The organism is Streptococcus sp. 1449, from assembly GCF_013276805.1.
GTDB classification, from domain to species: Bacteria; Bacillota; Bacilli; order Lactobacillales; family Streptococcaceae; genus Streptococcus; species Streptococcus pseudopneumoniae.
The window spans coordinates 11794-32663 of record NZ_VMLS01000048.1 but is presented as its reverse complement, the minus strand read 5'-3'; the positions used below and the strand labels follow the sequence as shown (position 1 = coordinate 32663).

The following is a 20870-nucleotide window of genomic DNA, read 5'->3' as shown; positions in this document are numbered from 1 at the left end:
ACATGCCCGTCGTACCAAAAATAGCCCTTCGGAAAAAATCCGAGGGGCTAGAAACGTTGTTAAATCAACGGCCGAACTTTTGAATTTCAAGGTTCGGGATAAAATAGTTTACTGAACTACTTTATTTTTTCAAGTTGTAGAATGATTTCAATCCACGGTATTCTGCTACTTCACCAAGTTGGTCTTCGATGCGAAGCAATTGGTTGTATTTAGCGATACGGTCTGTACGTGAAAGTGAACCAGTCTTGATTTGTCCTGCGTTAGTTGCAACTGCGATGTCAGCGATTGTTGAATCTTCAGTTTCACCTGAACGGTGTGATACAACGGCAGTGTAACCAGCTTCTTTAGCCATTTCGATAGCTTCAAAAGTTTCAGTAAGAGTACCGATTTGGTTAACTTTGATAAGGATTGAGTTAGCAGCACCTTCTTGGATACCACGTGCAAGGTAGTCAGTGTTTGTTACGAAGAAGTCGTCACCAACAAGTTGTACTTTCTTACCAAGACGTTCAGTAAGAGCTTTCCAACCATCCCAGTCGTTTTCATCCATACCATCTTCAATAGTGATGATTGGGTATTTGTTAACCAATTCTTCAAGGTAGTCGATTTGTTCTGCAGATGTACGAACAGCAGCACCTTCACCTTCAAATTTAGTGTAGTCGTAAACTTTACGTTCTTTATCGTAGAATTCTGATGAAGCACAGTCAAATCCGATAAATACGTCTTTACCTGGTACATATCCAGCAGCTTCAATCGCAGCAAGGATAGTTTCAACACCATCTTCAGTTCCTTCAAAACGAGGAGCAAATCCACCTTCGTCACCTACGGCTGTTTCCAAACCACGAGATTTAAGGATTTTCTTAAGAGCATGGAAGATTTCAGCACCCCAACGAAGAGCTTCTTTGAATGATGGCGCACCAGCAGGTACGATCATGAATTCTTGGAAAGCGATTGGAGCGTCAGAGTGAGAACCACCGTTGATGATGTTCATCATTGGAGTTGGAAGAACTTTAGTGTTGAATCCACCAAGGTAGCTGTAAAGTGGGATTTCAAGGTAGTCAGCAGCAGCACGAGCTACAGCGATAGACACACCAAGGATTGCGTTTGCACCCAATTTACCTTTGTTAGGAGTACCGTCAAGAGCGATCATAGCACGGTCGATAGCTTGTTGATCACGTACATCGTAGCCAATAATAGCTTCAGCAATGATGTTGTTTACGTTGTCAACAGCTTTTTGTGTACCAAGACCACCGTAACGAGATTTGTCACCGTCGCGAAGTTCAACTGCTTCGTGTTCACCAGTAGAAGCTCCTGATGGAACCATACCACGTCCGAAAGCACCTGATTCAGTGTAAACTTCTACTTCAAGTGTTGGGTTACCGCGTGAGTCTAGGACTTCGCGAGCGTAAACATCAGTAATAATTGACATTTTTTACTCTCCTTATGAGTTAAATTTTTTACACCTCTATAATACCTTAAAACCCCTCCTTTTTCAAGAAAAAACGTTATCTTTGTGCAACTTTTCCTTAACTTTATAAAGTAATCGCTTTCTTTTGTCTGTTTTATTCTAACTTTTATGATATACTGTTTTCATGACAGATTTATCAAAACAATTACTTGAACAAGCTCATGGTGGAGCAAAATTAAATCCGGATGAGCAAAGACGCTATCTTGGTACTTTTGAGGAAAGAGTTCTTGGATATGCAGATATTGATACAGCAAATAGCCCTCAGTTAGAAAAAGGATTTTTATCTATTTTAGAAAACCTTCAGGAAAAAGCAGAGCCACTATTTGTGAAGATTTCACCAACTATCGAATTTGACAAGCAAGTTTTCTACTTAAAAGAAGCAAAAGAAACTGATAGTCAAGCTACCATAGTATCTGAAGAGCATATTACTTCTCCCTTCGGTCTGGTTATCCATAGCAATGCACCCGTTCAAGTAGAAGAAAAGGATCTTCGACTTGCTTTTCCAAAACTTTGGGAAGTTAAAAAGGAAGAACCATCCAAAACATCCTTATGGAAAAAATGGTTTGGCTAAATCTTGCGCATAGTTAATAAGTGCCCAATATTGGCAGCCGTGTGCTCCAGATAGAGACTGGCATTTTTCAAACTATCTTCTAAAGGTTCACTTTTCTCCAAAATAGAAAAGACAGCTTGGATATTTTCAAATGGTAGGGGAGGTAAATCTTCAGCAAGACTACCGCAAATAGCAATAACAGGAACTCCGACAGGGGTTCTTTTTGCAACACCTATAGGCGCTTTCCCAGCAAAGCTTTGACTGTCCAGTCTACCTTCTCCAACAATCACCAAGTCAGCATCTGAAACTTTCTTATCAAAGTTGATTAAGTTCAAGCAGGTATCAATTCCCGACACGATATTTTCCTGAGCAAAGGCACACAAACCACCAGCAAGGCCTCCACCAGCTCCTAATCCTTTAATTTGCAATATTGCAGGTGAGACTTTTTCATAAAAGTCTTGGATTGCTTGATCTAGGACTGGAAACATAGTAAGATTTAGGCCTTTTTGCTTGCCAAAAGTGTAAGTCGCACCTTGATGACCACATAAGGGACTCACGACATCTGATAAAATATGAATTTGAACACCTTCAGGAATTTTATAGCGATTTTCTGTTGAAACAGAAGCTAAGTTTAATAAGGATTGACCGGAAGCAGGCAAGACATTTCCGTCCCTATCATAAAATTGATAACCTAAACCAGCAGCAATCCCCAGTCCTCCATCATTACTGGCCGTGCCACCAACACCGATATAAATATCTTTAATCCCTTGAGCAATGAGATGGAGAATCAACTCTCCGATACCACAAGTTTGGATTTGAAGTGGATTTCGTTTCTCTATCGGAATTTTTCCAAGGCCAACCAAGTCAGCTACTTCAAATAGTGCCAGTTTCCCTTTTTGAAAATAGCGCATGGCTTCTTTTTGGCCAAAAGGGCCTGTCACTTGGATCCATTTTTCTTCTAGGTCAAGAGAATGTCGGATAGCATCTACAGTACCTTCTCCCCCATCACCAACAGGGCAGAGGAGATATTCTACATCTGCTATCGATTGTTGGAAACCTCTTTTAATAGCTTCAGCCACCTGTTGAGCAGACAAGCTTTCCTTAAACGAATCTGGTGCAATTACAATCTTCATATTTTCCCTCATTCTAAACAGTCAATCAAAGGTAGAACTTCTAAAAAATCCCTCTTGTCAACATGATTTGGTATTTCTTTTTTGAGTACTTCTTTTGCACAAAAGGCGATTCCTAGTCCCGCTGACTTCAACATCAATAAATCATTGGCCCCATCACCGATTGCAATCGTTCTTTCTTTAGAAAGTTTTAGTTCCTCTCTCCATTGTTCCATAGTCTCTTTTTTAACCTCGGGACTAATAATTTGTCCAACTAATTTCCCTGTTAGAAAGCCACCTTTGACTTCAAGTTGGTTGGCAGAGAAATAGGCAATTCCAAGAGATTTTGCCAATCTTTCAACTATTGGTGTAAAGCCACCGGACACCAGACCAACTAGGATACCATTCTTTTGGAGAATGGAGATGAATTCCTGGGCATTTGGCGATAGATGAATAGTGTTGAAGACTTTATCAAAAACCGAAACAGGAAGACCTTCCAAGAAGGACACTCTGTCTCGTAAACTGCTTTCAAAGTCCAACTCTCCTCGCATTGCCTGACTTGTAAGCTGCGCAATTTCCTCCTCACAAGCTGCCTCTCTTCCCAATAAATCAATCACTTCTTCTAGGATTAAGGTTCCATCCACATCCATAACACACAAGCCTTTTACTTGAGACATCAGTTCTCCTCTCTAAACAGCCTAAAAATCGTATGAAGTCATCATACGATTTTATCTATTAATTAACTAAACTATGGTACAAGTCAAGGTATGACCTGCAGGCTGTATCCCATGAGAAATCACACGCCATAGCTTGTTTTTGTAGGTTTCTCCAAACATCAGGATGGTTTCTATACAAGTCCAATGCTGTTTGGAAAGTCCAATTTAACCAGTAAGGAGATAGATTGTCGAAGCTAAAGCCAGTACCGCTTCCTTCGATTGGATTGAAAGCACGAACGGTATCTCGCAAGCCACCAACTTCATGAACCAATGGCAAGGTTCCGTAACGCATAGCCATCATTTGAGACAAGCCACACGGTTCAAAACGACTTGGCATGAGGAAGAGATCACAAGCGGCGTAGATTTCTTGAGCAAGTTTGACATCAAAAGTGATATTTGCTGATAGCTTGTCTGGGTAAATCTGAGCAAACCATGAGAAAGCTCCTTCAAAGGCTGGATCGCCAGTTCCCAAAAGAACAATCTGAACATCATTTTGCAAGATATGGTGCAGACTTTCGACCACCACATCAAAACCTTTTTGACGTGTCAAACGAGAAACAATTCCCACCAGTGGAACGTCAGCTCTAACTGGCAAGCCAACTCTTTCTTGCAATTTTGCCTTATTTTTGGCTTTTCCAGACAAATCTTCCTGATTGAAATGATAGTCTAAATGAGCATCAGTCTCCGGATTATAAATATCCGTATCAATCCCATTCACGATACCAGAGACCTTGCCAGATTCCATTCGAAGAATCTGATCCAAGTTACATCCGAACTGACTGGTCATAATTTCATGAGCATAACTAGGTGAAACGGTTGAAACACGGTCAGCATAAAGAATACCAGCCTTCATCCAGTTCAGACAGTTGTTCCAGCGAAGGGTGCCATCAGCATAACGCTCAAAGCCAACTCCAAACAAATCCCATAACATTCCTTCTGAAAATTGTCCTTGGAATTCCAAATTATGAATGGTTAAAACAGTTTTAATACCTTGATAGGCTTGAATCCAACGGTATTTTTCCTTTAACAAGAACGGTATCATGGCTGTATGGTAGTCATGAACATGGAGAAGGTCAGGAATGAAGTCAATTCTTTCCATAGCCTCAATGGCAGCCAGTTGGAAGAAAGCGAAACGTTCCCCATCATCAAAATCACCGTAAACATGACCACGGAAGAAATAATATTGGCTGTCAATAAAGTAGAAGGTTACACCGTTTAAGACGGTTTTCTTAATCCCACAATACTGTCTGCGCCAACCAACACTCACCTCAAAATGAAGCACATCTTCAATCTGATTTCCAAATTTAGACTCTACCATGTCATAGTAGGGTAAAATCACTGCAACTTCATGTCCCGCTTTTACCAGTGATTTAGGAAGAGCGCCAATGACGTCTCCCAGACCACCTGTTTTTGAAAAGGGTGCACCCTCTGCTGCTACAAATAAAATTTTCATGAATGAATATCCTCTGTTACTTTGCTACCTTTCTTAACGACAACTGGATGTTCTGCAGTTCCTCGAATCACAACACCAGGCTCAACTTCAACACCCTTGTCCAAGATAGCATATTCGATCTGAGCACCTTCTCCAATAACAACACGAGGGAAGAGTAGGCTATCTTTAACCAAGCTATCCTTATGGACATGAATATTACGTGATAGAACAGAATTAGCCACTTGACCTTCAATGATACTACCAGACGCAAACTGAGAAGTGCTTACTTTAGATGTATTAGCATAATAAGTTGGTTCTTCGTTTTTGACCTTTGTATAAATCTTTTGATTTGGTGAGAAGAGAGAATAGAATTTCTGTGATTCAAGCATATCTTTATTAGCTTGGTAATAAGACTCTACAGAGTGAATATTGGCTAGGTAGCCTGTGTACTCGTAGGCGAAAGCTCCCTCTTTTGCAGCCAAATCACGTAAAACATAACGCAATTTCTCTGGATGTTCTTTTTTAGCTTCTTCTTCCAAGCGTTCAATCAACCACGGTGTATCAACGACAAAGATATCTGTAGACATATTGAACGTTTCAGCTGTTGACTTGCTATCAAAGAGTTTATGAGAAAGAACATGGTCTGTTTCATCCACTTCTAAGATTGCATTTACTTCTGAAATATCTTTCTTAGCTAGTTTTTTATAAACTACAGTGATAGGCCCTTTTGTTGTACTATGTAGATGGAAAACTTGGTTCAAATCAATGTTAATCAAGACATCGCAGTTGAGGGCAACCGTTTGGTTTGATCCAGAGCGTTTTAAATAAGTAAGAAGCTGTTGGTAGTATTCTTTTCCTACTGTGCTACTCTCCACACGAGTATTGTAAATACCTAGATAATAGTGACTGAGAAGGGTTGATAAGCCCCACTCGCGTCCTGAACGGATATGGTCAAAGACTGAGCTGATATTATCCTGCTGGAAAATACCAAAGACACTACGAACACCTGCATTAGCAAGGCTTGAAAGTGGGAAGTCAATCAAGCGATATTTCCCACCAAATGGCAAACTAGCTACTGGACGGTGGTCTGTCAATGTCGCCATATCGTGAAAACCAACTGTGTTTCCTAAAATGGCAGAATATTTATCAATCTTCATCTGTTGCTACCCCCACTACTTCATCATATCCTACAACTTGTACTTCTTCTGTTCCATCAATTTCGACACCGTCAGAAATAATCGCACCTTCACCAATAATGGCACGTTTAATCTTAGCTCCTTGACCAATGATAGCTCCACTCATGATAACTGAATCAACAACTTCTGCCCCTTCGCGAACTTGCGCGCCTGTTGAAAGGATAGAATGTTTAACAGTTCCATCAACGAAACATCCGTCTACAACTAATGAGTCTTCCACATCAGCATTTGCCCCAAGGAAGTTTGGTGGTGAAATTAAGTTTCTTGAGTAAATCTTCCATTGACGGTTACGGCTATCCAAGGCATTTTCTGGAGAAATGTACTCCATGTTCGCTTCCCAAAGTGACTCAATCGTACCGACGTCTTTCCAATAACCACTAAATTCGTAAGCATAAACACTTTCACCTGACTCAAGGTAATTTGGAATGACATTTTTACCAAAGTCTGACATATCTACATTGCTCTTTTCAGCAGCGACTAACATATTACGAAGGCGTTGCCAATCAAAAATGTAGATTCCCATAGAAGCCTTTGTAGATTTAGGTTGAGCTGGTTTTTCTTCAAATTCAACAATACGATTGTTGGCATCAGTATTCATGATACCAAAACGGCTTGCTTCTTTAAGAGGGACGTCTAAAACTGCTACTGTCAAGCTGGCATTATTATCCTTATGAGACTGGAGCATATCATCATAGTCCATTTTGTAGATGTGATCCCCAGACAAAATCAAGACATACTCAGGATTGACACTGTCGATATAGTCGATATTTTGGTAAATAGCGTGACTAGTCCCCTCAAACCAACGATTTCCTTCACTGGCAGAATAAGGTTGGAGAATAGAAACACCAGAATTAATACCATCTAGTCCCCAGCTTGAACCATTCCCAATATGATTGTTGAGAGCAAGTGGCTGGTACTGTGTAATGACTCCAACATTGTGAATCCCTGAGTTGGCACAGTTTGAAAGGGCAAAGTCAATGATACGGTAGCGCCCACCAAATTGCACAGCTGGTTTTGCGATGCTTTGAGTGAGTTTACCGAGACGAGTTCCTTGCCCACCAGCAAGAATCAAAGCTAACATTTCATTCTTCATTTTCTACTCCTTTTTGGTTTTTACTTGTGACGGTTTTTGCAGATTTCAAGCGACGTTTGATTTTCCAGACACTAGCCCCCATAGCCGGTAGGGTAAAGGTTAAGGTCTGCTCATAATCTTTCCATAGTCCTTCTTGCGTTTGAACAGTTTGATTATGTTCTTTCCAAACGCCTCCCCACTCTTCTAACTCAGTATTCCAGACTTCTTCATAAATCCCTGCAACAGGCAGACCGATTGTAAAATCTTTTCGTTCAACAGGTGCCATATTAAAGACGCAGACTAGCATGTCGCCCTTCTTACCCTTACGGATGAAGGAAAGAACACTCTGGTCTCGATTATCCGCATCAATGATTTCAATACCATCATAGCTGGTATCAATTTCCCACAAACAGCGGTTGTCTTTGTAAAACTGGTTTAGCTGAGAAGTGAAATACTTCATCTTAGCATTCATTGGGTCTTCTAGGTTAGACCATTCCAACTGTTCTTCAGATTTCCATTCTAGGAATTGACCATATTCGCTACCCATGAAGAGCAATTTCTTACCAGGGTGACAAATTTGGTAAGTGTAGAGATTGCGCAAACCTGCAAATTGATTGTAACGATCTCCCCACATCTTATGCATCATACTCTTCTTGCCATGAACAACTTCATCGTGTGAGAATGGTAGGAGATAATTCTCCTTGAAGACATACATAAAGCTGAAAGTCACTAGGTTAAAGTCGTATGTACGATAAATCGGATCTTCTTCATAGAAACGGAGAATATCATTCATCCAGCCCATATTCCATTTGTAGTCAAAGCCAAGACCATCTGAATCCTTTGTATCAGTAATCTGAGTAGCTGATGAACTTTCCTCAGCTATCATCATCACATCTGGATGAGCTAGTTTAATGACATCATTCAAGCGTTGAAGGAAATAATATCCTTCATAGTTGAGATTACCGCCATCTTTATTCGGTGTCCATGGGGCATCATCGTAATCTAGATAGAGCATGTTGCTAACCGCATCCACGCGAATACCGTCCAAATGGTAAAAGTCAATCCAAAACTTAATGCTAGAAATCAAGAAGGACTGGACTTCATTCTTCCCAAGGTCGAAATTGAGTGCTCCCCAACCATAGTTATGAGCCTTATTATGGTCTTGGTATTCAAAAGTCGGTGTCCCATCATAATAGGCTAAGGCATCATCGTTGATGGTACAGTGACCTGGTACCCAGTCCACAATAACTCCAATATTATGGGTATGACACTCCTCGACAAAATCTTGAAACTCCTCTGGTCGGCCATAAGCATGCTCTAAAGCGAAGTAACCCATAAGCTGATACCCCCAACTCAAGCCCAAAGGATGGGACATCAAGGGCATAAACTCAATATGAGTATAGTTCATTTCAACGAGATAAGGAATGAGTTCATCCTTGAGCTGGGCAAAACTATAAGGACTGCCATCAGAATTTCTTTTCCATGATCCAGCGTGAACTTCATAGATATTGACAGGACGCTCTTCAAAGCCCCAACGTTTTCTTCGTGCCAGCCAAAGTCCATCCTTCCATTTCTTCTCAGGAAGCTCTGTTAAGATTGCCCCTGTTCCTGGACGATCCTCATACCTGACAGCAAAAGGGTCAATCTTCATCAGTTGATGACCATTTTGACGTGTGACATGATATTTGTAAATATGCCCTTCTTGAGCCATATTGGTAAAGACTTCCCAGACCCCAAAGTCATTTCTTACCATTGGAATCTGATTTTCTACCCAATTGGTAAAATCCCCTACCAAGTGAACTGCCTGAGCATTGGGTGCCCAAACTCGGAAAGTATAGCCAGACTCACCATCTTTTTCTTCCCTATGCGCTCCCAGATAATGCTGGAGGTGAAAATTCTCACCTGTCATAAAGGTGCGCAATGCTTCTCTTCTATCCATATACTCCCTTTCTGCTGTAAGCGTTTTCTATGTTTTTATTATACTACTTTTTTAGAGAAGATTCAAGTAAATTACTATACTTCTTTAAAATTATTTTGAAAATCTACAAAAAGTTAACTTAGTTGTTCAATTGTAAATTAATATTTTTTCAAAAAAATTGCGAAAATGCATTTCTTTTTCTACTACAATACCAAAAAGTTCGTATTTTTTCTATGATTATTATTATTTTATAGCAAAAAAATAAAACCAGGAAAACAATTTCCTGATTTTACACGTTTGATGAAAATATATATCAAATTTTCTATACGAGTGAGTTATCAACTAAGTTCTTTCTATTCGTTCACTTCCAATGATCTGTTAGAATAGCGAGATAGATGGTCTTTATAAAACACTCAAGACAGCTAGACTAATATCATCTAACACATTGTCTTCTTTTGAGCGACTGTTGGTTACCAACATAGCTAAATTTCCTGCATTTTCAAATGGATAGGGTTCTGATTTAGCATTCACAACCACCAAGAGGTGTTCTTTCCCATGAACTTCATAGATAAGGCAGCCGCTATGTTCAATTGCAGAATGCACAAAGACATGATGGTAAATTTCATCATAGCTAGAGTAAGAAAAGGCACCAGTTTTTGTCTTCAATCGGATGACTTGACGGATAAACTCAATACTGTCTTGACGCTCATTAATCAAGTTCCAGTTCACTTGGTTCACACTGTCAGGAGCATTATAGCTATTCATCGCACGCTCTCTATCATCATGGGTCAACTCACCATTTTCACCAGTCGCAACCAGTTTGGTACGACCAAATTCTTGACCGATTTCCATAAAGGCCATCCCCTGCATGAGCAGATTCATGGCTGTGGCTGTCTCGACCTTGCGCATGATTTGCTCTGAACTTTGGTCTGGATGAAGGGTTGCCAATAAATCGTGAAGATTGTAATTGTCATGGGCTTCTACATAGTTAAGCACCTGATTTGGATGTGTATAGCTTCCTAATTCACGACTTCCTAGGATTGCTTTAGCAAGAATTGGCTCTGTCGCAGCACCACTGACAAAACCTGACTTGATAGCACCATAAACTTCTCCCCCTTTGACAGCATCGCGCTGATTGTCATTAAAGAAACCAATATTTGGCATCTGGTAGGCATTGTCCTTCTTGGCCTTATCATAAGGGGCAAGACCTGTTCCCATATCCCATCCTTCTCCATAGAGGATAATGTTAGGGTCGATTTCATCTAAGCTTTGACGAATCATCTGCATAGTCTTGACATCATGAATCCCCATTAAGTCAAAACGGAAGCCGTCAATATTGTATTCCTGAACCCAGTATAGAAGAGAATCAATCATATACTTGCGGAACATTTCGTGTTCACTGGCTGTTTCATTTCCAACGCCTGTTCCATTCTGGAAGGTACCGTCTGGATTCATACGATAATAGTAATCAGGGACAGTTGTTTGGAAAGGTGCATCAACAACTGAGAAGGTATGGTTATAGACCACATCCATAATAACACCAATACCCGCATCGTGGTAAGCTTGAACCATGGTCTTCAAATCACGAATAACCTGAGCTGGGTCGTCTGGATTAGTTGAAAAACTAGTTTCTGGCGCGTTATAGTTTTGTGGGTCATAACCCCAGTTGTAGGTTACATTCCCATCCTCATCGTATTCTTTGTGACGGTCTGCAATTGGTTGCAACTGAACATAATTGTAGCCCAGCTTCTTGATGTAATCAAAAGCAGTTGCTTGGCCGTACTGGTTAACTGTTCCAGTCTGTGCAGCACCTAAGAAAGTTCCTCGAAGATGTTCATCCACACCTGAGGTCGGTGATTTGGTCAAATCACGAATGTGCATTTCACAAATAACTGCCTTACATGGATTTGCCAAGCGCCAAGTAGCCTCTGAACCGTGCTTGACCTCGAAGTTTGCAACTTGCTTTTCTTCATGGCTCAGGATAGCTGAACGTTTGCCATCAGGACTGGTCGCGATGGTATAGGGATCGCGTGTCACTGTTTGGTGGTGAGGGAATTGGACTTGATACTGATAAGCCTTACCAGTCAAATCTTCCTCAACATCCAAACTCCAGACACCGATTGTATTGTCCTTGTGATTATAAGAGTAGCTATTGCCTCTCTCCATCTCAAAGGTCTTCCAAACAGGAGCATCATTAGCAGCTGATTCATAAACGACAACCTGCACTTCTGTCGCTGTTGGAGCCCAGAGAGCAAAACGAGCCTGATTGTCCTCTACACGGCAACCCAATTCCCCTTGGTAGCCCCAGTGGTGGTCGAAACTAGCGCTATTGATAGCCTTGTCAAAAGCAAAAGGATTTTGATTTTTATAGAAAGGACTTGCAATTGCAGGATTTTCAGAATAATAAATTCTATCATCGCCTTCCAAAATCCAGACCTCTGTTAAGAGGGGATAGTGATTAAAACGGATAGCATATTCTTTACTAGTTTGGCCTGTGTGAACCACAAAATTCAAGCTTTCTAAGGGATGAGCACTTGGGTGTTCAAAGCTAAATAAGGCTCCAAAATAATCTTCTTGGTAAGTTAGTAAATCAATTCGTTGATCCTTACTCTTTACAAAAGAGCAAGTGTCGTATTCACCATTCTTGCGATGGTAATGAATGCGCATAGGGTAGTTATACATTTTTATTTTTCCTTTTTACTTTTTAATTCGTTTCTATTTCACTAATAAATTCTTGACTAATCTCGTCTCGATTGACAAAAAATTCGATGTGATGATGGCAGACTTGAAGTTCAACTGGGGTATCTCCTCCATATTCCCCATCTAGGTTCAGCATAAATGGTTCTTGGTCATCTAAAACTTCTAAACGTAGTTTGCTAGTTTTAAGGTATTCGATATTGACGTCTGAGACATGCTGACCACCATTAATGGCCTGTATCAATAAGCCCAACATATCAAATAGCTTGTCTGTCTTGACCAAAATCAGAGTAAAATTACCATCGTCTAACTTGGTATCAGGCGCTAACTGCTCAAACCCTCCAATGGAATTGGTCAAGGCAACAAAAATCAAGGACACCTCTCCTTCAAAGACCCCCTGATCGTGTGTGATTCTCACTGGACGAACCTTGGTCTTAGGAAACATTTCAATGCCTTTAGCAACATAGGCAAAATAACCAAGACGCGTCTTGACTTCACTTGGAACACTGTAAGTCAATTCGGTTAAGGTTCCAGCAGCGGCAATATTAATAAAATATTTGTCGCCAAAAGCTCGTCCAATATCCATATGAATGGTCTCATTTTTAGCAATAATATGAGCAGCCGCAACAGGATCACCCATTGGAATTTTTAGGGCACGCGCATAATCATTAGTCGTACCTGTTGGGATGATAGCAAGCCGAGGTCTCTTATCGAGCGAGGCAACCCCATTGACTACCTCATTAATTGTTCCATCACCACCTGCAGCAATAATCAAATCAAAACCAGCTTTGGCTGCTCTCTCAGCTTCTTTTTGTGCCGAAAGAGGTTCTGGAGTCGTTTGAAAGGCACTGGTTTCATAGCCAATATTTTCCAAAACATCCAGCACTTCTGCTATATTTTTCTTGATAATTTCCTGCCCTGAGGTTGGGTTATAAATTAAACGCGCACGTTTTCTTTCTTCTGTCATTGTTACAAACTTTCTAGCCAAGCTTCATCTCGAACTTCGATAGCAAGTTCTTGCGCCTTTTGAAGTTTACTTCCAGCATCTGCTCCTGCCACGACGAGGTCGGTCTTTTTAGACACACTGCCTGTCACTTTGGCCCCCAGACTTTCGAGTTTACTTTTAGCTTCTGAGCGCTTGAGCCGTTCCAATTTTCCAGTCAATACCACTGTCAAACCTGACAAGGCTGCATCCGCTACTACAGTTTGACCTTTATAATCCAGATTGACCCCAGCTTCTTTCAATTCTCTGAGGAGAATTTCAGAGCCTTCTGTCGCAAAATAAGTCTGGAGACTCTTGGCAATCACACCACCCAGACTCTCAATACTAGCCACTTCCTCTGGATCTGCCTGAGCCAGATTTTCAATTGAGTGGAAATGTTGAAGTAAAAGCTGACTGGCCTTGTTTCCGACATGGCGAATTCCCAAACCAAATAAGAGCTTCTCGGCAGAATTTTCCTTAGATGCTTGGATAGCCTGATACAGTTTAGCAGCGGACTTTTCCTTGATCCCCTCTAAAAGGAGGAAATCTTCTTCTTGCAAACGATAAATATCCGCCACATCCTTGACTAAATTAGCAGCAAAGAGTTTCTCAACAATAGATGGACCAAGGCCTGTAATATTCATAGCATCACGAGAAGCAAAGTGAATCAAGCCTTCCATGATTTGAGCAGGGCAACGCGGATTGATACAACGCAGGGCCACTTCATCTTCAAAGTGCAGCAAGTCAGAGTTACAACTTGGACAGTTTGTAGGGATATCCAGTTTCTCTTCAGAAACCCGTTTGGACTCTACTACACGTAAAACGGCAGGGATAATATCTCCAGCCTTATAAACGATAACCGTATCATCTTTTCGGATATCTTTTTCAGCAATATAATCCACATTGTGCAGAGTCGCACGGCTAACAGTTGTACCAGCTAGTTGTACTGGTGTTAGATTCGCAGTTGGGGTTACAACACCCGTACGGCCAACTGTCCAATCAACTGATAAGAGTTGAGCTTCTTTTTCTTCAGCTGGGAACTTGTAGGCTACTGCCCACTTTGGAGCTTTAACGGTAAAGCCAAGTTCTTCTTGGCCTGCTAGGTCGTTGACCTTGATTACCACTCCATCAATATCGTAAGGCAGATTTTCTCGTTCTTGTCCAACTTCTTGGATAAAATTCCAGATTTCATCCATGCTTTCAGCCAGAATTCGCTTAGGATTAACCACAAAACCTAGTTGTTCTAGGTGCTTCAAAACCTTTTCTTGACTATCACGAGTTGACGGGCTGGCTTCTTGATAGAGGAAGGTAGCAAGATTGCGCTTGGCAACTACTGCTGTATCCAACTGACGCAGAGTTCCTGCTGCCGCATTACGAGGATTAGCAAATTCAGGCTCTCCATTTTCTTGGCGCGCTTGGTTAACTTGGTCAAAGGAAGCGCGTGGCATGTAACATTCCCCACGAACTGTGATATCTAGTTCTTCTGGCAAAGTCAAAGGAATGTCCTTAACACGTTTGAGATTTTCTGTGATATTTTCTCCAATAGAACCGTCTCCACGTGTTGCACCAACAACTAAAATCCCCTTTTCATAAGTCAGCGAGATAGATAAGCCATCGATTTTCAGCTCACAAATATAGGTCGGATGAGCCACTTCCTTACGAACACGCGCATCAAAAGCTTCAAGCTCCTCACGTGAAAAAGCATCCTGCAAACTATAAAGAGGATACTGATGACTGTATTTTTCAAAACCATCTAAAATCTTGCCACCAACACGATGGGTCGGACTGTCTGCTAGCACTTGATCTGGATAGGCAGTTTCTAACTCAACCAACTCTCGGTAAAGGCGATCATACTCACTGTCTGAAACCGAGGGATTATCGCTGGTATAGTACTCAGCCGCATAGCGATTGAGCAAGGCGACTAACTCATTCATTCTTTTATTCATAAAACCATTTTACCATAAAACAAGCCCTCCTCACAAACGAGAAGGGCGGAAAAAACACTTAGTTTGGAATTATTTTTAAAACTCAAGCAACCTTATATAAATTTTTCAAAATGAGTTCGAACATAAATAAACGATATACAAGACAAGATGATAACACCACTTCCAATTATCAGGAAAGAAGAGAGATGTACACTTGGCAGGACTGTCATAAATCCTTTTGCAATAGGCATAAATAGAATAGCTAAGGTAAAAATTGTACTTAGTACTCTCCCAAGAAATTCGCTCTCAACCTTGGTTTGTACTTGAGTAAAAAAGTGAATATTAAAAATCGTCATAAACAATTCACAAACTAAATTTCCAGAAAAGGAAAGAAAAGTTGGCAGTGGTAATCCCATCATAAAAACTCCGACACCTGTCAAAGCCAGTAAAATCAAAAGATTATAAACATTAGCTTTAATTTTACTAGCTAGAAGAGCCCCAATGATGGAACCAATAGCCCCCATAGTTAAAATACTTGCATAGGCTCCTTCTGACCCGTAAAGCTGATTCGAAAAGGGAAGTAGAAATTCAAAAGCGGCAAAAAAGAAATTAACACTGGAAGCTACCAGCAAAAGGAAAAAAATTTCTTGCTGATGCCAGATATAGTGTAACCCATCCTTGATATCCGCAAACATATCTCTCCCAGTAAAAGGTTTCTTATCTTGAACCATTGGTTCTTCTTTTGGAAGTAAGGCCACTAGAACAAATGCTATGAAAAAAGTCAGCGAGTCTAGCAATAGCGTCATATGGAGACTTGCAAACTGTAAAACAAGGAAGGAAAGAACAGGAGAACTAACACCTACAATCTGCAAAACCAGCTCTAAGCGAGAGTTATAGATCACAATCTCATCTTTCTCCACCACTTCAGTTATGATAGCTTTATTGGCTGTACGAGAAAATGCAAAAGCAATCGCCTGAACAATATTGGCAACAATCAAAGCTCCAATCATCCAGCTGTCATTTCTTATAAAAGAAATAGCCAGACAAAGAATCCCACAAACAAGGTCCGTCGTCATTAAAATCTTACGACGAGAAAAACGGTCTGAAATGACTCCGCCAAATGGGTTGACGAGAATGGATGTGACGAGTTCAGAAATCTGATACATTCCTAAAACTGTCTGTCCGATAGTTCCCATGGAAGCCAACCAGACACTATTGCCATAATCATAGAGCATATTCCCTATCCTGTTAACAGCTCCACGGCTAATCAACTGTACTGCATAGCGATTCATATAAAAACTCCTCTCAAATTTTGAAACTATTGTATCAAAACCGAAAGGAGCTTTTTATTTTTTCCCTTATTTGGGAAAATTAATCTTTGACAAATTTTTCGTAGTGTTCCTGATAGTAGGCTACTTGCTCTGGAAGACCTAGCACATCAAAAATATGCATGGCCTCTTGCATTTGGCTACAACCTTCTTTACACTTTCCTTTTTGATATAAGGCAAAACCTTTTAAATAATGGAAAACATTACGCTCATAAAGCTTAATACCTTTACCAATAATCTTCTCTGTATAAGTCTCGAAATAGCTTGCATTGTCAAAAGAAAGATGCTCTAAACAATGCTGGTAACAATTGAGGGCCAAAATCAACACTAATCTCTTATGGCGACCAATCTCTTGGTAAAATTCCTCCCTCTCCATGACTTCTCTACCAATCCGAGTGACATAGTCCACATCGTAGAAACTATAGAGGTTCCCGAAAAGAATCAACTCATACATGGTCCATTCTTCTGTTTTGAAGAGATAATCTGCTACCTTATCCAAATCATCCTGCTTCATATCATAACTCGAATCTCTTTGACAAATCAGACCCTGTAACAAAATCCAGTTCAGCTCAAAATAAAGGGGAGTCGTCGAACTCTTAGCCTTTTCAAGTTGTTCTTCTTGAAGCTTTTGAAAACCTGCAATATCATTTGAGTAGTAAAGTGGGATAATCTGTGCCATCATAGCAACATGTTCATGATTTTGAAAATCCCTAGCCTTGTCCATGAAATTTTCAATGGTCACATGAATATTATCCAAAATTTCAAAAAAACGTGAGATTGCTAGGTCAGATTCCCCAAGCTCAAAGCGAGATAACTGAGAGGTTGAACAGGACTCGCCTGCTGCTTCCTTTAAAGAATAATTTCCACTTGTTCGAAATTCACGAAATACTTTTCCAAGATGTTCCATCTTTACACCTGCTCTGATAATTCTTCCCATTCAAGCATAGCTTCTTCCTGACGATGGCTGATTTTGTCCAGCTCTGCCTGCAATTCCATCAGTTTGTCGGCATCGTTTGTTTCCAACATTTGTTCAGAAATGGCTTGACTTTGACTTTCTAACTCTTCAATTTCAGCTTCTAGACTTTCTATTTGTCGCATGAGCTTACGAACTTCTTTTTGACTTTCTTTCTGAGCTTGATAGTCATTAACTGGGCTTGCTTCTGTTGCTTGATTGCTGGTTGAAGCTTCCTCAGTTTGAATCATTTCTACTTCTGATTTCTTCTCAACATAGTAATCGTAATCTCCAAGATAGAGAGTTGATCCATTCTCTGACAATTCCAGTACATGAGTTGCCACACGATTGATAAAGTAACGGTCGTGGCTGACGAATAGAAGAGTTCCATCAAAGTCAATCAAGACATTTTCTAGCACTTCCTTGCTATCAATATCCAAGTGGTTAGTTGGCTCATCCAGAATCAAGAAGTTGTTGTTCTCCATAGACAGTTTAGCTAAAAGTAAGCGAGCTTTTTCGCCACCAGACAGCATGCCGACTGATTTTTTGACATCATCTCCAGAAAAAAGGAAAGCACCTAGGCGGTTACGGATTTCAACTTCCGGTGTCAATTTGAAATCATTCCAAAGTTCATCCAGTACAGTATTACTTGGTGTCAGCTTGCTTTGAGTCTGATCATAGTAACCAACCTCAACATTAGCGCCAAAGCGTTTTTCACCCTTGATAAACGGAATCTGATCCACGATAGATTTGATAAAGGTTGACTTGCCAATACCATTGGGACCAACGATGGCAACAGCATTCATCTTACGAAGGTCTAGGTTAATCGGTTGTGACAGGACTTCCCCATCATAGCCAATAGCCGCATTTTCAACAGTCAAAACAACATTGCCCGACGTTTTTTCAGACTGGAAGGTCATATTGGCTGATTTCTTACCCGCTTCAGGCTTGTCCAAACGTTCCATTTTTTCCAGTTGTTTGCGGCGAGATTGGGCACGTTTGGTCGTCGAAGCACGGACTAAATTGCGATTGACAAAATCTTCCAGAGCAGCAATTTCCTTCTGTTGCTTTTCATAGTTTTTTGCCTCAGTAGCTAGTTTTTGCTCCTTCAACTCAACAAAACGAGAGTAATTCCCCACATAGCGATCCAAGGAATGCTTGGTCAAATCTAGCGTAATTGTCGCAACCTTGTCTAAGAAATAACGGTCGTGGCTGACAATAATGAGGGCACCGCTATAGTTTACCAAGTAATTCTCTAGCCAGGCAATGGTTTCAATATCCAAGTGGTTGGTTGGTTCGTCCAATACCAAAAGATTGGGCTTTTCAAGTAGCATTTTGGCTAGAGCCAGACGGGTGTTTTGACCACCAGAAAGCTCAGCAATTTTCATCTGCCACATAGATTCGTCAAACTTGAATCCATTTAAAATCGCTCGTATATCAGCTTCATAGGTAAAGCCACCTGCTTGGCGAAAATTCTCAGATAAGCGGTCGTAATCTGACATCAGTTTATCCAAATCAGCACCAGACTTTTCTCCCATCTCCAACTCCATCTGACGCAGTTGTTTCTCAGTCCGACGCAAATCATCAAAGACATGAAGCATTTCATCGTAGATAGTGTTCTCAGATTCAAAACGGCTATCTTGGGCTAGGTAAGACAGAGAAATATCTTTTTTCTTATTGATTTCTCCGCTAGTTGGCTCCTCTTCTCCAACTAAAATCTTCAAAAGAGTAGACTTACCTGCACCATTTTTCCCAACAAGGGCAATCCGATCTCGCTCATCAACCTGCAGGTTGATATTATCAAAAAGAACCTCTCCTGCAAAAGAACGTTCAATTTTATTAGCTTGTAAAATAATCATACAAACAGTATAGCATGTTTCCCTAAGGCATTCAAGATAATGGTAAGTATTTTAGCGAAGAATTTGTAACATAAAATAAATTATGTAAAATTTGTATTGGATTCCTTCGCTATCTTGTTGGATTTTCTAACAAGATAATCTTGCTTCAAATAGTTATCGCACAATTCTATTATTTAATTCTTTTCCATTATATACGTACGTATAGCAGATTGAAATAAGATGAGAACAAATCGATTGAGGAAGTAAAATTAATTTCTATAAATGTTTTAGAAATTGTTTCGTACTATTTTAGATTCAGTCTACTATATATACAATATTTTCGGAACATTCAACTTTTTAACTCTATTTATTACTAGATTTCATAATTAAAAAGCCTACCGACCAAGCTAGAAAGCTTGATACAATAGGCTTTTTAAAGACTGATTATTTAACAGCGTCTTTAAGAGCTTTACCAGCTTTGAATGCTGGAACTTTAGAAGCTGCAATTGTCATTTCTTTACCAGTTTGTGGGTTGCGACCTTTACGTTCTGCACGCTCACGAACTTCAAAGTTACCAAAACCGATCAATTGAACTTTTTCACCAGCTGCAAGATAGTCAGCTACTGCTGCAAATACAGCTTCAACTGCTGCTGCTGAGTCTTTCTTAGTCAATTCTGTAGCTTCTGCTACTTTAGCGATCAAATCTTGTTTGTTTGCCATGTTAACGATTCCTCCAAATAATTTCTAATTAACAAATATAATCATATCCTAAAATCCCTTTTAGGTCAAGTTAAAAACGCTATTTCTTCCCATTTTATTTATTTTTTAGGAATTTTTTAGGAATGGTAACGTACCAAAATAGCCCACGCATTCTCACCCGTGTGAGTTTGAATAATGGAACCTGTTTCTAAAACAGAAATTGGCTTTTCAACATAAGCTTGTAAGCTTTCTTTCATCTCTTTTGCCCAATCAGCACTACCAGAATATGAAATTCCAATCTCTGCTACAGAACGTTCAGAGAGAGATGTTGTCAACTCATCTAACCATTTTTTAAAGGTTTTAGTTCCACGACCTTTAACCATTGGCTGCAATTCATGGTCTTTCATTTGCATGACAACACGGATATTGAGAAGGGAGCTCAACAATCCAGTTACACGGCCAATTCGTCCACCTTTGACAAGATTTTCCAAAGTTGAAACGCCAATATAAAGTTCTGTGTTGTTTTTAACCTCTTCTACATGAGATAAAATTGTCTCCATGTCTTTGCCTTCTTGTGCTAATTTAGCAGCTTCGACAACTTGGAATTTCAAGGCTTGGTCAGTGAAGGAACTATCGATAACTGTCACATCGGCAGTAGATAAACTAGCACCTTGGCGCGCTGCTTCTACAGTCCCCGAAAGAGCATGGGACATATGAATAGCAAGAATCTGGCTACCATCCTTGCATAGGTTTTCAAACACTTCAGCAAAGACACCTACAGGCGGCTGGCTTGTTTTCGGAAGATTCTTAGCTTCTTGCATCAAGTGAAGAAATTTACCTTCTTCTTTCAAATCAGCATCAGAATAAACAACATTATCAATCATTACAGATAATGGAACAATTGTAATATCTAATTGCTTTACTAGTTCAGGTTCAATAGTAACAGATGAATCGGTTACAATCTTAATTTTTGTCATAGTATCAATCTTTC

Annotated in this window: 16 protein-coding genes; 1 reads left to right on the top strand and 15 read right to left on the bottom strand. The window is 40.2% G+C overall.

Translation table 11 applies throughout. The annotated features are described in order from the left end of the window. Positions 1–121: 121 nt before the first annotated feature. Complete coding sequence (eno, locus tag HT687_RS08980) at positions 122–1426, bottom strand: surface-displayed alpha-enolase (protein ID WP_000022822.1); 1305 nt, start codon at positions 1424–1426, stop codon at positions 122–124. Between the two features lie 163 nt (positions 1427–1589). Here eno and HT687_RS08975 point away from each other — a divergent pair, with 163 nt between their 5' ends. Next, entirely contained in the window at positions 1590–2036 is a 447-nt protein-coding gene (locus tag HT687_RS08975) for a DUF1694 domain-containing protein (RefSeq protein ID WP_000131108.1), read from the top strand. Here the strand turns inward: HT687_RS08975 and HT687_RS08970 are convergent. The 14 genes from HT687_RS08970 to HT687_RS08905 form a co-directional block, all read right to left on the bottom strand. Then, positions 2033–3148 carry a glycerate kinase gene (locus tag HT687_RS08970; RefSeq protein WP_172924170.1) on the bottom strand — a complete coding sequence of 372 codons (1116 nt, stop codon included), beginning with the start codon at positions 3146–3148 and terminating at the stop codon, positions 2033–2035. The two genes, HT687_RS08975 and HT687_RS08970, sit on opposite strands and share 4 nt — an antisense overlap. 8 nt (positions 3149–3156) lie before the next feature. After that, positions 3157–3801 carry a phosphoserine phosphatase SerB gene (serB, locus tag HT687_RS08965; RefSeq protein WP_023936809.1) on the bottom strand — a complete coding sequence of 215 codons (645 nt, stop codon included), beginning with the start codon at positions 3799–3801 and terminating at the stop codon, positions 3157–3159. Positions 3802–3859: 58 nt separating this feature from the next. After that, positions 3860–5293, bottom strand: coding sequence for a glycogen synthase GlgA (gene glgA, locus HT687_RS08960; protein WP_023936811.1), 1434 nt, complete (start codon positions 5291–5293; stop codon positions 3860–3862). Next, positions 5290–6429 (bottom strand): glucose-1-phosphate adenylyltransferase subunit GlgD, encoded by a 1140-nt coding sequence (glgD, locus tag HT687_RS08955; protein ID WP_023936813.1) that lies wholly within the window; start codon positions 6427–6429, stop codon positions 5290–5292. The genes glgA and glgD overlap by 4 nt, the downstream gene beginning before the upstream one ends. Beyond that, on the bottom strand, positions 6419–7561 hold the full coding sequence (locus HT687_RS08950) for a glucose-1-phosphate adenylyltransferase (protein WP_023936814.1): 1143 nt from the start codon (positions 7559–7561) through the stop codon (positions 6419–6421). The genes glgD and HT687_RS08950 overlap by 11 nt, the downstream gene beginning before the upstream one ends. Then, a complete protein-coding gene (gene glgB / locus HT687_RS08945) occupies positions 7551–9479 on the bottom strand; it encodes a 1,4-alpha-glucan branching protein GlgB (protein WP_172924169.1) in 1929 nt (642 codons plus the stop codon). Before glgB ends, HT687_RS08950 begins: the two co-directional genes overlap by 11 nt. 381 nt (positions 9480–9860) lie before the next feature. Then, complete coding sequence (pulA, locus tag HT687_RS08940; RefSeq protein ID WP_000283051.1) at positions 9861–12140, bottom strand: type I pullulanase; 2280 nt, start codon at positions 12138–12140, stop codon at positions 9861–9863. 22 nt (positions 12141–12162) lie between these two features. Next, positions 12163–13122, bottom strand: a complete 960-nt coding sequence (locus tag HT687_RS08935) for a diacylglycerol kinase family lipid kinase (protein ID WP_023936816.1) — start codon at positions 13120–13122, stop codon at positions 12163–12165. A gap of 2 nt (positions 13123–13124) precedes the next feature. After that, complete coding sequence (ligA, locus tag HT687_RS08930; protein WP_023936817.1) at positions 13125–15083, bottom strand: NAD-dependent DNA ligase LigA; 1959 nt, start codon at positions 15081–15083, stop codon at positions 13125–13127. Positions 15084–15175: 92 nt separating this feature from the next. Further along, on the bottom strand, positions 15176–16354 hold the full coding sequence (locus tag HT687_RS08925) for an MFS transporter (protein WP_023936818.1): 1179 nt from the start codon (positions 16352–16354) through the stop codon (positions 15176–15178). A 79-nt stretch (positions 16355–16433) separates the two neighbouring features. Then, the gene (locus tag HT687_RS08920; protein ID WP_031233686.1) at positions 16434–17297 is read right to left on the bottom strand and encodes an XRE/MutR family transcriptional regulator; all 864 of its coding nucleotides are present in this window, start codon (positions 17295–17297) and stop codon (positions 16434–16436) included. A gap of 2 nt (positions 17298–17299) precedes the next feature. Beyond that, on the bottom strand, positions 17300–19201 hold the full coding sequence (locus HT687_RS08915; protein WP_000584859.1) for an ABC-F family ATP-binding cassette domain-containing protein: 1902 nt from the start codon (positions 19199–19201) through the stop codon (positions 17300–17302). A 423-nt stretch (positions 19202–19624) separates the two neighbouring features. Further along, a complete protein-coding gene (locus tag HT687_RS08910; RefSeq protein ID WP_001284639.1) occupies positions 19625–19900 on the bottom strand; it encodes an HU family DNA-binding protein in 276 nt (91 codons plus the stop codon). Between the two features lie 116 nt (positions 19901–20016). Continuing rightward, the gene (locus HT687_RS08905; protein ID WP_000161383.1) at positions 20017–20856 is read right to left on the bottom strand and encodes a DegV family protein; all 840 of its coding nucleotides are present in this window, start codon (positions 20854–20856) and stop codon (positions 20017–20019) included. Positions 20857–20870 lie beyond the last annotated feature (14 nt).